The organism is Marinobacter sp. M5B (assembly GCF_042604615.1).
GTDB classification, from domain to species: Bacteria; Pseudomonadota; Gammaproteobacteria; order Pseudomonadales; family Oleiphilaceae; genus Marinobacter; species Marinobacter salarius.
The window spans coordinates 1,767,733-1,783,426 of sequence record NZ_CP156894.1; the positions used below are offsets into that span (position 1 = coordinate 1,767,733).

Below are 15,694 nucleotides of genomic sequence, written 5' to 3' on the forward strand. Positions count from 1 at the left end.
TCGTCAAATGCTTCTGGGAAGCTCGATTAGAACCCGAAGACCACCTTTGGGTGATATAGAAAAATGCATGGCGCCACCGTAGTCATTGATGATTTCCTCAACGATTGATAGGCCAAGGCCATAGCCAGGGGTTTTTTCGTCCAGTCTTTTCTGGCGCTTGGTAAGATCGGCGAGTTGGTGTGACGCTACTCCGGGGCCGTCATCTTCAACAAGAATGGTCAAAGTGTCATCGTGAAGTTTCAAGTGTAGATGAACTTCCTGAGAGCACCATTTGCTTGCGTTATCAAGCACATTACCCAAGATCTCATTAAAATCACGCTCATCAATTGGCCAGACAAGCTCTCTGGGTAATGTTTCTTGAAGATGGATCTGTTTGTAAGGATAGATTCGACTGACTACGTCCACCAGTGCCAGAGTTCTCTCAATGATCGGTGTCGCCTTTCCAATGTACTGACCGGACATTTCGGTTTTTCTCATTTGAGTGTCGATCAGCTCGTGCATTTCAGACAGTTGAGACTTAATTTGACTCACGATTGTGGTGGGAATGGCTTCGTCATTGATCATGGAGTTTATGACGGCAAGGGGGGTTTTTAAGCTATGAGAAATATCTGCGGCTAGGTGGCGTGAACGGGTAAGTTTTTTGTCGTACGACTCTAATAGACGATTAAGATGTTTGACAAGTTCATTGAATTCTTCAGGTACGTTCTCATCCAGTCTATTACGCTCACCCTTTTTAAGCGACGTTAATTGGGAACTCATCATTTTTAAGGGTTTTAGTGCGATAGTTACCCCAATAAATATGATCATTGATATCGTAACGAGAATTGCAAAAGATATTATCCATATAAGAACGTGAATTTTGTCAAGCGTGTTTGGTGAGTAGGAGCTTTTTTCAATTATAGTAACGCTTAGTTTATCTTGTCTGTTATTAAATATTTTGTAGTAGCCAAGGATTGAGCGATCATCATCCGATATGTGAAAAATTCCAGGCTTTTTGAACGATTCTACCACCTGTAATTTCGGTTTAATGTTCTCGCTTGTAAAACTCCGACCTTGACTGTCTTCGATGTGAACAGAATATTGAGACAATGAAAAATTTCTGAGAGAGGATTTTGTAATTTCTTCTTTATCATTTGTTAACATCTTTGAGAGTCGGTTAGCTGCAGCCTCTAGCTGCTGCCTGTGAAGCTCGTCATGGATATAGTCGATTAAAAGGGTGTGTGAGAAGAATATTAGCCCGGTACACGCGAAACCCGTTAGTGTCAGGAAAGTAAGCAGTTTCCGTTTTATTGAAGGGCGTTGTTGTTTTCTGGGCATGTTGTCTGCCAAGCAGGTGGTTAGAATTTGTTATCGACTAAATCTAGGCCTAAAAAAGCCGCACTACAAAAGTAGTGCGGCAAGACGGAATGGTGGAGACCATTCACGATGCAACTGGTTTTGAAACGTCATTTATCGGAAGAATTTTCTTCTTAAATCCACAGGCGCTTAGTGCGAAACTTGTTCTAATGACTAAACTGATCTTTTGAAAACTGGTCCAATTCAGAGAGATTGATACCTCCCGATTTGATCATCTCGTGATAGATATCGTCCTTATTCGATAGCATCAATTTCCGGCGAGCCTCCATGCCCACTTCAGATGCGGCTGCCTGTGTCATTACTCTATGCTGCCTCTTCATGTCCTGAATGCCGCTTTCGGAGAGCATGTTTTGTGCCAGCCTACCGTTATTAGCCTCAGAGGCATGGAGACTTCCTGCCGTCAAGGTTAATGCGAGAGATGTGAGCAAGAGATGTTTTCTCATAGAGTCACCTTTAAGTTGAATGGTCTGCATCCCGATGGAAACAGATGAACTTTAACTCAGCTTGAAAAAATAAAATTAGATGATGAAAAGGGCTCAGTTAGAAGAGCGGTTGCGATGGGGCGTTAATACAAAGGTATTAAGGGGGCTTTTTTTCAATTTCGTTTCAAGTTCATCTGCTATCAATGGCGAGTCGTTGTTCTGGCGGAAAGTGCGAGATCAATGAACAACTTACCGGTAGTGGCCGACAACTGAAGCGCATTAGCTGTCTGTTTGTTCAGGGCCAAATACCGGTCAGATGACATACAACGAAAGCTCATGGAGACTGATTTACAATGCAAACTAATAAACTCAGGTTAGCGATGAGAGCAACACTAGCGCTTGCGGTTACGGGTCTGCTGGCCCCGTCTGTTCATGCGCAATCTGCAACTGAACTTCAGACACAGATTAATGATTTGCAGCGCCAATTGGATGACATGTCGGAAAGTAAGGGGTCGGAAGGTTGGATGGTGCCTGGCACCAACACCACTGTAACAATCGGTGGCTATGTCAAGCTGGACATGATCTATGATTTTGATCAGGACATGGGTGACAGCCTGTTCGTAGCAGGCCTTGATACTGCTAATAGCGATAGCGACCCTTCATTTCGAGCCCATGCTCGACAATCACGGGTTCGCATTAAGACAACCACGCCAACAGAAGTGGGTGATGTCAAAACGACCGTTGAAGGTGACTTCTACGGTGGTGGCGGTAATGAAATTTTCTCCAACTCCAGAGGGCTGCGTCTTCGTCACGCCTATGGTGAGCTGAACGGCCTGCTCGCCGGTCAAACCTGGAGTAACTTCATGCAATTTACCGCCTATCCGTCCACGGTTGATTTCGACGGTCCAGTAGGTGTTTCTTTTATTCGTCAGGCACAGTTGCGCTACACCATGCCTCTTGGCGGCGGTGCTAATTTTTCCGTTTCTGCTGAGAATCCGGAAACAACGGGTTTTGACGGCTCCCGCGATAATGCGCCGGATCTGACTGCCAAGTACAAGTGGGCCGGCAGTGCTGGTGGCATTGAAGTTGCCGGTCTGGCACGTTCGCTTCAGACTGACTCTGCAGCTGCTACGGGCGACGATAACGCCTTTGGTTATGGCGTTTTGATCGCTGGTCGGCTAAACCTGACCGACGCCACCACGGTCATGGCAGGGGCGATCTTTGGTGACGGCGTGGGTCGTTACATCTACAGTTCCTTCAGCAATAATGACAGCAGCGCTAGCCGCACTGGTATTGGTGAAGCATACATCGACGCCAACGGCGATCTTGAAACCATTGAGGCATACGGTGCCAACGTTGCTATCAGTCAGCAGTGGACGCCGAAGTTCTCCTCTGGTCTGTCCTATGGGCGCGTAGAGGGCGATCAGCCAGCAGATCTGTTCCCGAACTCCTTTGAAACCCTGCAAAGCGTTCACTTCAGCAACTTCTACAAAGTTGCTGACCCGGTAACGCTGGGATTGGAGCTTTCCTTCGCAGACAAAGAGTTGGCCAATGGAGAATCTGCTGATAACACTCGCCTGCAACTGGCTGCGCAGTTCGATTTTTAATCGTTCATAGTGTTGCTTCACATAATTGGACCCAACGACGGGCTGAAATAGGCCCGTCGTTTTTTATCTGCGCTCCCTCCGATGCGCTGGACGATGCCCTCCTCTTTTGTCTCTTTCTTTCACCTCTTTTTGGCGTATACCCCGCCATAGTTTCGTTGAACTCCGTACGAGTTTAGGTTTGATGGCGCCGAATTCAGACTGATTTAAAGGTCTGTCTGTAGGGTCGTCCTGGCATTTACGGCGAAAACGCTGATTCATGTATCTCAGTCAAATAGCCAGGATGATATTGAATGAACAAACGACTGTTGTTGTGGGTGCTGATAGTACCCGGAGTCTTGAACGTCATGCCTTCGGCGGCGGCCACCGCCGGGGAGAGCGTTTCACTCAAGGAGTACCAGCAAGCCAAGGCCAGGCAGGCTGTCTCTTTAAATGAGGCAATGGTAATGGCATTTGAGAATAGCCCGATATTGGCTTTGAGGCGGGCTGCGGTGTCCATGCAGGAAGCTGAGCTCGATCATGCCAGCCGCTGGGCGCCCAGCAACCCGGAGCTTGAGATGAGTGGCCGCGACAATCCAGATCAGGCGGATCAGTCACTGAATTACGAGGTTCGGGTTACTCAGGAAGTCTGGATGGGCAATCGGGGCGATCTCGGTCAGTCGCGTGCTCAGAGCACTCTCACTTCTCAACAGCAGGAACTTGAATACCTGAAGGTGGCGACCAAGGCCCGAGTGCGGTCAGCCTACTTCAAAATACTGCTTGCACAGAAAGAGCTGGAAACGGCAACCCGCACCGTTGAGCTGATGCACCGAACCAAAGAGCTGGTCGAGGTGTCCGTTGAGCGGGGCAAACAGACCCGGATTGAGCTCAATACCGCCGTCATTGGCTTGGCAAGAGCTAAGAACCAAAAGGCCGAAGCGGCGCAGAAGCTTAGGCAGTCAAAAATTGACCTGACGGAAGTTCTTGGGGTGTCCCCCTCCGATGCGGTAGGGGTCGCGGGAGAGCTCAATGTAGCTCGTGCCAACTTGCCACCAACTAATCGGCTTGTCGCGATGGCTCAGCGCCAGAGAGGGGATCTGAAGGCGGCAGCAGCCAGAATTGCTGCAAATGAGTCCGGTCTGGAACTGGCCAAGAGTCTAAGTATTCCGAACCTGAAAGTGTTCGGGTTCTACGAACGGGAGGAAAGATCCAACCTTTTTGGTGCGGGTGTGTCGATGCCTCTGACTGTGTTTCATGATTATTCCGGTGAAAAAAGGAAGGCCTCGGCTCAGTTGAAAATCTCCGAGCTTGAGGCCGAGGCGCTGCGTTTGGCGACTGAACGCCAGGTCGTATCTGCTGTAGCTCAGTACGAATCCGCCGTACGCAGATTGCGCCAGATGAACGAGTCGATTCTCGAGCGTTCGGAGGAAACGCTGCAACTTATGCAGAAAGCTCTTCAAGCGGGAAAAGTCGATGCTTCCGATGTCCTGTCCGCTCAGGACAATCTTTTGTCGGTGAGGAAGGAATACGTCCAAGTGCAACACGACTATATCGACGCCGTCCGGGCGTTGGAAGTAAGCACCGGCGGTGCCCTTTCAATGTCATCCGGTTCCTGATGACAAGAAAATTAATGGTTGAACGTTCTCTTTTATCGAAGGTGTTTAGATGATTCGAAATCTGCAGATATTGTTTGTCGCGATCAGTTTTCTGGTCTATCAGCCACTGGCGTACGGCGCCGAAGAAGCCGAAGGAGGGCAGCACCAAAAGGGTGAGGCTGGGCACTCGGCTGAAGGCAGTGAGGCCCGCGAAGTTCATCTGACTCCAGAGCAGAGGGAGTTGCTCTCCGTGCAGACTGTAACGGTGCCCCGAGGCCGTGCTGACAATATCGTCACTGCGCCAGCTGAAGTTCACTATGTTCCGGATCGCGTCGCTGAGGTAGGGCCGCTATTGCAGGGAAAGCTTACGAGACTGGCTGTTGATCTGGGGGAACAGGTTGAAAAAGGCCAGTTGTTGGCCGCGTTGAACAGCGTTGAGTTGGCCCGCATTCGTTCCCGCCTGAACTCGTTGAAAGCTCGGAAAGAAGCCGCGACTGCGGAGTATCAGCGAGAAAAGCAATTGCGGAGTGAAAGCTTCACCAGCGAAGAAGAGTTCTTGGACGCCAAGGCCGCTTATCTTGAGATTACAGCGGAGTACGATTCGATTCGTGAGCAACTGGCGGTTTTTGGCTGTGATTCGTCAGGCGCAGATAGCAGTCTCGCACAGTACGCGCTCCGTTCTCCTATCCAGGGGCGCATTGAGCGCATGGATGCCCGGTTGGGCCAAACCTTAAGCTCTTCAGATACGCCTTTTACCGTAGCTGATACCTCTGTGGTGTGGGTGATGTTGCAAGTTGCCGAAACTGACATTGGCAGGGTATCCGTCGGAGATGAAGTTCAGGTCTTCTCAAAGTCGGTTGCAGACCGCTTTCACACCGGGGAAGTGTCCTGGATCTCAAATGAGCTTGACGAGGAAACCCGCACCATTCCGGTTCGCGTTGTACTCGAATCCCCCAACGGCGACCTTCGTCCAAATACCTATGCCAAAGCGAGAGTCATGACTCAATCGGCGGCATCACTGCCCCTAGTTCCACACGATGCCGTGCAAACCATCGATGACGAGTCCGTTGTATTTGTTCCGGGTAATGAAGGGGGAGCCTACAAGGCGGTTCCAGTCACTCTTGGTAAGGAGGCTAACGACTGGATAGAGATTAAGTCCGGCATCAGCGCAAACACGGAAGTGGTTTCAGTGGGCGCTTTTGATCTGATGTCGGCCATTACCGCCAGTGGCCGCAGCGCCGCTCACGGACACTAATACTCGGGGGGAGCATGATCAACGCAATTGTGAATTATGCGCTGAACAATCGTCTGATGACGCTTGTCTTTGCTATCGCCGTGATCGTTGCCGGCGTATTTTCATTTCAAAAACTGCCGGTGGATGCGTTTCCGGACGCGACACCGACCATGGTTCAGGTATTCACTACCAGTCCTGGATTGTCGCCGGTTGATATCGAAACGCTGATTTCCTATCCCGTTGAGATCAGCATGTATGGTATTCCCAAGTTAGAAAAAGTGCAGAGCACGTCGATTTTCGGACTTTCGCGGGTGACCATCTATTTCGAAGATGGCACCGATATCTACTTCGCCAGGCGGCTAGTTAACGAACGGCTATCCGAGGCCAAGCGACAGATTCCCGAAGGGATGGGGGAACCCGAACTCGGGCCCATCGCAAGCGGTCTTGGGCGCATCCTGATGTATTCCCTGGAAGCTGAGGATAAAGATCAATACAGCCTGCAGGAAATTCGCACGATTCAGGACTGGATTGTCAAACCCCAGCTCAGGACCGTGCCGGGCGTAACCGGTGTGCTTTCTATCGGTGGCGAGGTAAAGCAGTACCAGGTCAATATCGATGCGCAGAAGCTTCAGGCAAGGAACCTGACGGTGTCCGATGTTCGCGGTGCCCTCACCCAGAATAATCGTAACGTCGGCGCCTCATTCATTACTCGAGGAGGTGAAGAGTACATTGTCCGTGGTTACGGCTGGGTCAACTCCGGTACCGCAGGCATCAAAGATATCCGGAACATCATTGTGTCCAAGAGTGAGGGAGAATCTCCTATTTACGTCAAGGATGTGGCGGAGGTAGGCCTTGGACCGGCAATTCGCCGTGGCGCAGAGGTGTCCTCAGGTGAGGAGTCCGTGGGCGGCTACGTGATGAAATTGATTGGCACCAACACCAGTAAGGTTCTAGAGGATGTCAACGCAAAAATCGATGATCTGAACAAGTCACTTCCCGAAGGGCTGAAAATAGAAGCGTATTACTCTCAGGCAGACTTGGTGGGCAAGGCTATAGGCACTGTCGAGAAAGCGCTGCTTGAAGGCTCGGTTCTGGTGCTGGTTTTTCTCTATCTGTTCCTAGGAAATATTCGTTCCACACTGATCGTGGTGGCGACGTTGCCGTTGTCTGTACTCTTTGCGTTCATTGCTATGCGCATGTCGGGCCTGTCGGCCAACCTGATGAGTCTGGGGGGGCTGGCTATCGGCATCGGCATGATGGTGGACGGCGCTGTCGTGATGATAGAGAACATCTTCCGACACCTTGAGGAGCGATCCGATGAAAAGATCAGCGTTCTGAGGCTTGTAGGTGAGTCAGCCCGGGAAGTGGCCCGTCCGATCGTGTTTGCGATTGGCATTATTATCATCGTTTTTCTTCCGTTGTTTACGCTACAGGGCGTTGAGGGCAAGCTGTTTTCGCCCATGGCCTACACCATCAGCTTTGCGTTGATCGGTGCGCTGTTACTCGCATTGACGTTGGTGCCTGTTCTGGCCTCCCTGTCATTCAAGATGGGCGGGCGTCACAAAGAGCCGAAGCTGGTTCTGTTCCTGAACCGGCTATACAAGCCGGTAGTGAATACTGTCGTCAAAGCCCCTAAGATTGTGATGGGCGTTGCCGTCATTGCTTTTGCCGGCAGTCTTCTGCTGTTTCCCTATCTCGGGAGCGAATTTGTGCCCACGCTCAGGGAAGGCACGTTCCAGATTCGATCGACATTGCCTCCTGGAGCCAGTCTTGAATCCGCCATCAAATATGGCAAAAGGATTCAGTCCGTTGTAGACGAATTTCCAGAGGTCACCGGCACCTATGCCAGGATCGGTCGTGCCGAGGTCGGTGGTGATCCTGAACCTGTGAACGTTGTTGCGACGCTTGTCAATCTGAAGCCCCTGGATCAGTGGCGAGAGGACGTGAGCTACGAGGATCTCCAAAGCAGGATTGCGGATGCTTTGGATGAGCGGGTTCCCGGGCTTGCCAACAATCTGTCCCAACCGATTCAGCTCAGAACCGACGAACTCCTGTCAGGCGTTCAGGCGCAACTGGTTGCCAGCATTTTCGGCGACGACCTGGACGAGTTGGGCCGGATCGGCAGAGAAGTGGCGGCACTGGCGCAAGAGGTGCCGGGTGCAACGGACGTCCGCGCTCAGCAGAGTGCGGGTAAAAAACAGATCGTTATTCGCCCCGACCGTGAAGTGCTGGCGCAGTTCGGCATCAGCGTCGATAACCTGATGAGTACGGTTGAAACCGGTATAGGTGGTAAAGGCGCCGGGCTGGTCTTCGACGGTGTCCGTCGATTTGAGATTTTCGCCCGGCTGCAAGAGTCCTATCGCGGGTCCATCGATGAAATCAGAAAGCTTCCCCTCAGGGGCAACAGTGGCGAGCTTATCCCGCTTTCACGGGTGGCCGATGTTGAAATGTACGCAGGCCCCAAGAAAATTTCACGCTCCAATGCCAGTCGCCGTCAGTACGTGCAGATGAACGTGCGTGGTCGCGATATGGGTGGTGTTGTTCAGGATTTGCGCAAGCGGATCGAGGAGCAAGTGGATATGCCGCCGGGGTATTTCGTGGAGTTCGGCGGTCAGTTTGAGAACCAGGAAAGGGCCATGGCGCGGCTAGCGATCGTTGTGCCCATTACTCTGGCGCTTATTTTCCTGCTTCTCTTTTCTGCATTCAGTAGTCTTCGCTATGCGGCGCTGATCTTCATGAATGTGCCCTTTGCGGTTACTGGTGGCATTGTCGCGTTGTTTGTGACGGGGCTTTACCTCTCCGTGCCCGCTGCTGTGGGGTTCATTGCGGTGTTTGGCGTAGCCGTACTGAACGGTGTGGTAATGGTGAGCTACATCAATCAGTTGCGGGACGAAGGCTACGAAGTCATTGAAGCAGTCAAGCTGGGCGCTCAACGCCGTTTGCGGCCGGTTCTGATGACAGCCTCTGTGGCTATTCTGGGGCTGATTCCCCTGCTGCTGGCAGATGGCATTGGCTCTAATGTCCAACGGCCACTGGCAACGGTTGTGGTTGGCGGTCTGATCACGTCAACGCTGCTGACGTTGGTAGTGTTGCCCAGCGTGTATCAGTGGTTTGCATCCGAACGTCGTGACGTTGAAGTCTGATAGTCAGGAGGCGGTTTATGTATGAAATAAAAGCGTATGTCAGAGAAGTGATGGCAGAGCATGTGGTTGATGCTCTGGCCAAAGTTAAGGGGGTGGCAAGCATTGCTGTCGTGTCTCTCAACGAATTTGGTCATCTGGTTGGCGATGAATCGCCTCTGGAGAAAGTGCAGATGGTCAAGCTGGAAGTAGATGTAGCGACCGATGCTGTTGCCGATGAAGTTGTGGACATCATTGTGCGAACGAGCAGGACCCGGGATGGGCACCCGGGGGATGGCAAGGTACTTGTATCCCGCCTGGTCCAGGCCGTTCGTATTGAAGACGGTGCGACCGACGAAAGCGCACTCCAACCCACTTCAATCTAGCCCCTTCCTGGAATGAGACGGTGGCATCGCGGCGATTGGTCGCGAGCTGCCGTTCTTAGCCTCATTGAGAAGCGTTACAAAGAGTTTTTAGCGACTCATATCTGAACTGTTTTTCCGAATTCAAGCTCATTTCAAAGTTTGCACTTATTATCTCGATCTTTTCCTACCTCGTCATAGGCGCCTTACACCTATGATTTTTGGCTATTAATCGCTTCGGGAGAAAGACGATGAAGGCAAGCAAGCACTCGCCTCGGGCGTTGCTGTGTTCAGTACTATTATCCATTCCTCTGTTAGGTCAAGCGGAGACTGTTAATTGGGCGAATTGGCTCAATGGCCAGATAAGCAAGCACCCGGAGGTACTGGCAGCGACAGAGCAGGCGGCAGCGCGGAAAGAGGACGCTGAGGCAAGCGAACAACCGCTGTATAACCCGGAATTGTCCGTGGGAGCAGACAGAACGGGCAGTGAGAATAACTTTGAGGCAGGACTGTCACAAACGATCGATTGGTCTGATCAACAGGGCGTATTAAAGGAGAAGGCAAAGCTGATCAGGCTTTCTGCGCAAGCTGGCTTGAGCGAAGCAGTTCTGACACAAACGTCTGAATCATTGTTTGCGCTTGTCGAGTGGCGCGCTACTACGCTGTTTGAGGAAATTGCTGAATCCCAACAGCAGCGCCTGGATGCCTTGCTGGACCAGGTTGAACAGCGCCAGCAGGCAGGTGATCTGGGGCGTGCCGACGCAGAGCTTCTGTTTTTAAATCTATCCCGTCAGTTGAGCGAAGTCGCCCAGGCAAAGGCCGCAGTTGATCGGGCAGAAACTCAGGTTAGAGAACGTCTGCCGGACTGGAGGTTTCAGGATGGGGGAATCCCTGAGTATATATGGTCAGCGCTGGAGTCCCAGATTGGTGAGGCTGATCTGCTGGCACACCCGTCAATTGCAGCCGCTCGAGCCGAGTGGCAGGTGCTGAAAAGTGAGGCAGAGGTTGCCAGACGCAAAGCCACAGCATCGCCGACAGTAGGGCTGAGCGGAGGGCGTGACGGCGGCGAGAACGTGGTTGGCCTGACATTCTCGATCCCTCTGAACGTCCGTAATAACTACAGCGCTGAAATCCGGGCTGCGAATCGACGGGCTCTGGAGGCCGAAGCGCGGTTTCAGGCGCTCTACCGGAAACAACAATACGACCTGGCAGGCGCTCGCGCTTCCTGGAAGCGATACGACAAGCAACTCCGTCGATGGAAAGAACTATCCCAGGGGCGTGTACAGCGAAGTGCCGATTTGCTTGAGAAGCAGTGGCAGGTCGGCGACCTCTCCACCTCTGAGTATCTCCAGGCGCTGGGCCAGCGCGCGGAGAGCCTGAAAACCGGTATTGAACTGGAAAAGCTGGCGCAGCTGGGCCTGATTGAGCTATTGAGCCAGTCTGGCGAACTGACCACCCCCTTCCAATAATATTCTGGAAACTGGATATTCATCATGAAAAAAACTCTGATTTCAGTATTTGTTTTGACGCTGTTTATAGCTCCCCCTTCATTGGTGCAGGCAGAGGAAGATGCTCATAACGAGGCGGGCCATGATCATGCCGCCGGTGGCGACAATCATCGAGAAGGCACCGGTGAAGAGGATGAGTATGAGGGCGGGCATGCTGAAGAACGTGAGCATGAAGAGGAAGAAGGTCATGGCCACGAAGAGGAGAGCGATGGTGGTCATGAAGAAGCAGCTACCGCAAGCATCAATGCCAAACAGAAAGAGCTCGCCGGCATTGAGGTAGCAACCCTCGAGAGCAAGCGCGTTGACTATGAAATCTACGCTCCCGGTGAGCTGCTGACCAACGGCTATACCAGCTATCACGTGTCCCCCCGGGTTGCCTCGGTGGTGTTGAGACGTCACGTGGAGTTGGGTGAGCACGTAACCAAAGGTCAGCAACTGGTAACCCTGTTCAGTGAGACGGTGGCACAAGCGCAGGCTGATTACAGGAAAGCTTTTCCTGAATGGGAGCGAATCAGCGGGCTGGGTCGTTCCGTGGTCGGTGATCAACGGTTCAATACCGCGAAAGCCAATATTGAAGGGGCGAGGGCGACTCTGCTTGCTTATGGGCTAAACGATGATGACATTGGTGCGTTGAAGGCCAGCGGCGTAGGTAGTCTCGGTGAATACACGCTCAGGGCTCGCGTGGATGGCGCAGTGCTGACCGATGAGTTTGAGCAAGGACAAAGAGTTGAGGCAGGCCAACCGCTGGTGACTTTGGCTAATGAAAGCGAACTTTGGGTAGAGGCTCACCTGCCAGCAAACTCCGACATTGTCCTTAAGCAAGGGGCAGAAGCGGAAGTAAGAGTCGCAGGTCGTGTAGCTGTGGCAACGGTATCCCAGGAAGCTCATACCATTGACGCTGTGACCCGCACGCGGATTGTTCGGTTGGAGCTGGACAATCCTGAAGATCGTTTCCATCCCGGAATGTTTGCAGATGTGTATTTCCTTTTTAAAACCACGGAGCCGGTGCTTGCGGTGCCGGAGAGTGCGTTGATGCGAGGCGCCGATGGCGACTGGACGGTTTATGTGGAAGAGGCTGAAGCGGAGTATGAGCCTGTGGAAGTGGAACTGGGTCGCTCAATTGGCGGACTCCGTGAAATTTTCGGCCTGACTGCGGGCCAACGGATCGTTTCGCGGGGCGCGTTTTTTGTGGCCTCTGAAATTGCCAAAGGCGGCTTTGACCCACACAACCACTGATTCCGGGAGCCATTATGTTCAACCGAGTTGTCGACTGGGCGGTTCAGAACCGCCTGTTGGTTCTTATTGCGCTTGCAGTGCTTATCGCCACGGCCGCGTTTCAGATACCAAAACTGAACCTTGATGCTTTCCCCGACGTTACAAACGTCCAGGTTGCTGTTAATACAGAGGCGCCCGGACTTGCGGCTGAGGAAGTCGAGCAGCTGATCACCTATCCCATTGAAGCGGTGATGTATGCGTTGCCGAATGTTGAGGAGGTTCGGTCCATCTCCAAAACCGGGTTGTCTGGTGTCACCGTGGTCTTTAAAGAGGGCACGGATATCTATTTCGCGCGCCAACTGGTTTTCGAGCGGTTGCAGGCCGCGCGGGAGCTGATTCCGGACGGGGTCGGGGTGCCTGAAATGGGCCCGAATACGTCCGGTCTCGGCCAGGTCTACCAGTACTTGCTAATAGCTGACCCGGATTCTGGGTACGACGCAATGGAATTACGCAGCTTGCACGACTGGCTGGTCAAGCTGTTGCTGATACCCGCCGAAGGGGTAACAGAGATTCTGTCGTTTGGCGGGGAGGTCCGTCAATACCAGGTCAACCTGAACCCGGCGCGAATGCTGTCCTATGACTTATCACAGAACGACGTCATGGACGCCCTGGAGAACAACAACTCCAATGTTGGGGGCTGGTATATGGGCCGCGGACAGGAGCAGTTGGTTATTCGCGGTATGGGCTGGCTGGGTAATGGCGAGCAGGGGCTGGAGCAGATCCGTCAAGTGCCCGTTAAAACCAGTGATGGCATTACAGTGACGGTGAGCGATGTCGCCCAAGTAGCGCTGGGCACTGAAGTTCGCCAGGGTGCGGTGACCATGACCCGGAAGGATGAAGACGGTCAAGTTGAACAACTGGGTGAAGTGGTTTCTGGCATTGTACTCAAACGAATGGGGGCCAATACAAAAGCCACCATCGACGGCATCGAGGCCCGCATTGATCGCATAAATCAGGCGCTTCCGAGTGGGGTTCGTTTTGAGCCCTATTACAACCAGGCGGATCTGGTGACCAAGGCCGTAGAGACGGTGACCAATGCGCTTCTGTTGGCTTTTGTGTTCATTGCGATCGTGCTTGCCCTGTGTCTGATGAATCTTCGGGCAACAACGCTCGTGCTGCTTTCTATACCGATTTCAATCGGTATTGCGCTGATGATCATGGCCTGGTTCGGCCTCTCGGCCAACTTGATGTCTCTGGGCGGCATTGCTGTGGCAATTGGCATGCTGGTGGACGGCTCTGTTGTTATGGTCGAGAACATGTTCAAACATCTGACGCATCCCGATGCTGAGCATGACGCCCATCGGGATGAATTGGTTGAAAACGACCCCGATCCGTTGGACGCGTCACACGATGATCATGGCATTGCGCTTAGACTCCAGGAAGCCGGCCGGGAAGTGGCGCGCCCCATCTTTTTCGCGACGGCGATTATTCTGGTCGTTTTCATGCCTCTGTTCAGTTTTGAAGGTGTGGAAGCCAAGCTTTTCCAGCCAATGGCGATCAGCATCATGCTGGCCATTGTGTCCGCTGTGATCGTCGCTCTCATCGTTGTGCCTGCGTTGGCTTCTTTTGTGTTTCGCAAGGGTATTCGGGAGAGGGAAAGCTTCGTTCTAAAACCTCTTGAGAAGCTCTATCGCAAGGGCCTTGACTGGTCGCTGAAACACACCAGATCTGTTGTCGGTGCTGCCGCTGTTCTTGTGGTGCTGGCGGCCCTGGTCGTGCCTCGACTCGGCACTGAGTTTGTCCCTGAGCTGGAAGAAGGAACGATCAACCTCCGGGTGACGCTTGCCCCTTCATCAAGCCTTGATACGGCGCTTGAAGTTGCGCCAAAACTGGAAGCCATGTTGATGGAATTTCCAGAAGTGACTTATGCTCTGTCCCGGGCTGGTCGAGCAGAAATAGGCGGCGACCCAGAGCCCGTTAACAATATAGAGATCTATATTGGCTTGAAACCAACTTCGGAATGGACCAGCGCCAGCAATCGCTATGAATTGCAGGCCCTGTTTGAGGAGAAGCTCGAACAGCACCCGGGGCTACTGTTTAACTTTTCTCAGCCTATTGCGACTCGGGTTGATGAATTGTTGTCTGGTGTTCGTGCGCAGTTGGCCATCAAACTCTTTGGCCCGGATCTCGATGTATTGGCGGAGAAAGGCCAACAGATCGAAGCGGCGGTCCGAACAGTTCAGGGAACACGAGACGTGGCCATGGAGCAGATTGCTGGTGAAGCGCAGTTGGTGGTTCAGCCTGACCGTCAGGCACTCTCCCGGTACGGACTCGCCGTGTCTGATGTGATGAGTGTCGTCCGGGATGGACTGGGTGGTGCCGCCGCTGGCCAGATCATCAACGGAAATGAGCGGTATGATATCTATGTGCGTCTGGCCAAACGTTTCCGGGAAGACCGGGATGCCATTGCCGATCTCAGGTTACAGGCGCCGTCCGGAGCCTGGGTGAGACTCGGTGATGTGGCCGATGTGTCTATTGAGTCCGGCCCGCCTCAGGTGCGTCGCGATGACGTGCAGCGCCGTGTGGTCATTCAGTCCAATGTGCAGGGTCGTGACATGGGCAGTGTGGTTGCCGATATTCAGGATACCATCGCGTCAGAAGTGAACCTTCCCCCCGGCTATTCGGTTGATATTGGTGGTCAGTTCGAAAACCAGCAGCGAGCACAGGAGCGGTTGACCATTGTGGTACCTGTATCTCTGGGCCTGATCGCGCTGTTGCTGTACTTTGCTTTCAGTTCGGTCGGTCAAGCATTGTTGATTCTGGTCAACGTGCCGCTTGCCGTTATTGGTGGCGTCTTTTCACTCTGGATCTCCGGTCAGTATCTTTCAGTGCCCAGTTCCGTTGGATTTATCACGCTGTTCGGTGTGGCGGTGCTTAACGGGGTCGTTATGGTCGAAAGCATCAATCAGCGAATACAGGATGGGTTAAGCGTGGATGCCGCGGTGTTTGAAGGTGCCGTCTCCCGTTTGCGCCCTGTCTTGATGACAGCAATAACCTCGGCACTCGGTTTGATACCGATGCTATTGTCGACGGGCGTGGGTGCGGAAATCCAGAAGCCACTGGCCAGCGTGATTGTAGGTGGTCTCGTGACTGCGACTTTCCTAACGCTTTTTGTTTTACCGGCTCTATTCACGCGCTTCTCAAGGGCTAAACTCGATGATATGCAACGGTAGAAGAGAGGTGGAAATACACAGTTTTGATCGCGAGCAGGGGAGGGTAATCCCTCCGTCATAGCGGGGC

The 15,694-nt window shown here is 52.7% G+C and carries 10 protein-coding genes; 8 read left to right on the forward strand and 2 right to left on the reverse strand.

Going from position 1 to position 15,694, the window contains the following annotated elements:
• Positions 1-3: 3 nt before the first annotated feature.
• The gene (locus AAGD24_RS07980) at positions 4-1,317 is read right to left on the reverse strand and encodes an ATP-binding protein (protein ID WP_273622981.1); all 1,314 of its coding nucleotides are present in this window, start codon (positions 1,315-1,317) and stop codon (positions 4-6) included.
• Positions 1,318-1,502: 185 nt separating this feature from the next.
• Positions 1,503-1,799 carry a hypothetical protein gene (locus AAGD24_RS07985; protein ID WP_085681226.1) on the reverse strand — a complete coding sequence of 99 codons (297 nt, stop codon included), beginning with the start codon at positions 1,797-1,799 and terminating at the stop codon, positions 1,503-1,505.
• A 332-nt stretch (positions 1,800-2,131) separates the two neighbouring features.
• Between AAGD24_RS07985 and AAGD24_RS07990 the strand changes: the two genes are divergently transcribed.
• The 8 genes from AAGD24_RS07990 (at position 2,132) to AAGD24_RS08025 (ending at position 15,627) form a co-directional block, all read left to right on the forward strand.
• Positions 2,132-3,385, forward strand: a complete 1,254-nt coding sequence (locus AAGD24_RS07990) for a DcaP family trimeric outer membrane transporter (RefSeq protein ID WP_273622979.1) — start codon at positions 2,132-2,134, stop codon at positions 3,383-3,385.
• 290 nt (positions 3,386-3,675) lie between these two features.
• Positions 3,676-4,977 (forward strand): TolC family protein, encoded by a 1,302-nt coding sequence (locus AAGD24_RS07995; protein WP_085681224.1) that lies wholly within the window; start codon positions 3,676-3,678, stop codon positions 4,975-4,977.
• Positions 4,978-5,026: 49 nt separating this feature from the next.
• The gene (locus tag AAGD24_RS08000) at positions 5,027-6,211 is read left to right on the forward strand and encodes an efflux RND transporter periplasmic adaptor subunit (RefSeq protein ID WP_273622977.1); all 1,185 of its coding nucleotides are present in this window, start codon (positions 5,027-5,029) and stop codon (positions 6,209-6,211) included.
• A 14-nt stretch (positions 6,212-6,225) separates the two neighbouring features.
• A complete protein-coding gene (locus AAGD24_RS08005) occupies positions 6,226-9,333 on the forward strand; it encodes an efflux RND transporter permease subunit (RefSeq protein ID WP_085681220.1) in 3,108 nt (1,035 codons plus the stop codon).
• A gap of 17 nt (positions 9,334-9,350) precedes the next feature.
• Positions 9,351-9,695 (forward strand): P-II family nitrogen regulator, encoded by a 345-nt coding sequence (locus AAGD24_RS08010; RefSeq protein WP_007151691.1) that lies wholly within the window; start codon positions 9,351-9,353, stop codon positions 9,693-9,695.
• Between the two features lie 227 nt (positions 9,696-9,922).
• Entirely contained in the window at positions 9,923-11,140 is a 1,218-nt protein-coding gene (locus tag AAGD24_RS08015) for a TolC family protein (protein ID WP_085681218.1), read from the forward strand.
• A 24-nt stretch (positions 11,141-11,164) separates the two neighbouring features.
• The gene (locus AAGD24_RS08020; protein WP_273622969.1) at positions 11,165-12,415 is read left to right on the forward strand and encodes an efflux RND transporter periplasmic adaptor subunit; all 1,251 of its coding nucleotides are present in this window, start codon (positions 11,165-11,167) and stop codon (positions 12,413-12,415) included.
• 14 nt (positions 12,416-12,429) lie between these two features.
• On the forward strand, positions 12,430-15,627 hold the full coding sequence (locus tag AAGD24_RS08025; RefSeq protein WP_273622968.1) for an efflux RND transporter permease subunit: 3,198 nt from the start codon (positions 12,430-12,432) through the stop codon (positions 15,625-15,627).
• The last annotated feature ends 67 nt before the right edge of the window (positions 15,628-15,694 follow it).

What these genes read in the sequence shown, in the direction of transcription:
- AAGD24_RS07980 (WP_273622981.1), bottom strand. Translation starts at nt 1,317, where the DNA reads ATGCCCAGAAAACAACAACGCCCTTCAATAAAACGGAAACTGCTTACT.
- AAGD24_RS07990 (WP_273622979.1), top strand. Translation starts at nt 2,132, where the DNA reads ATGCAAACTAATAAACTCAGGTTAGCGATGAGAGCAACACTAGCGCTT.
- AAGD24_RS08005 (WP_085681220.1), top strand. Translation starts at nt 6,226, where the DNA reads ATGATCAACGCAATTGTGAATTATGCGCTGAACAATCGTCTGATGACG.
- AAGD24_RS08015 (WP_085681218.1), top strand. Translation starts at nt 9,923, where the DNA reads ATGAAGGCAAGCAAGCACTCGCCTCGGGCGTTGCTGTGTTCAGTACTA.
- AAGD24_RS08025 (WP_273622968.1), top strand. Translation starts at nt 12,430, where the DNA reads ATGTTCAACCGAGTTGTCGACTGGGCGGTTCAGAACCGCCTGTTGGTT.
- AAGD24_RS07995 (WP_085681224.1), top strand. Translation starts at nt 3,676, where the DNA reads ATGAACAAACGACTGTTGTTGTGGGTGCTGATAGTACCCGGAGTCTTG.
- AAGD24_RS08000 (WP_273622977.1), top strand. Translation starts at nt 5,027, where the DNA reads ATGATTCGAAATCTGCAGATATTGTTTGTCGCGATCAGTTTTCTGGTC.
- AAGD24_RS07985 (WP_085681226.1), bottom strand. Translation starts at nt 1,799, where the DNA reads ATGAGAAAACATCTCTTGCTCACATCTCTCGCATTAACCTTGACGGCA.
- AAGD24_RS08020 (WP_273622969.1), top strand. Translation starts at nt 11,165, where the DNA reads ATGAAAAAAACTCTGATTTCAGTATTTGTTTTGACGCTGTTTATAGCT.
- AAGD24_RS08010 (WP_007151691.1), top strand. Translation starts at nt 9,351, where the DNA reads ATGTATGAAATAAAAGCGTATGTCAGAGAAGTGATGGCAGAGCATGTG.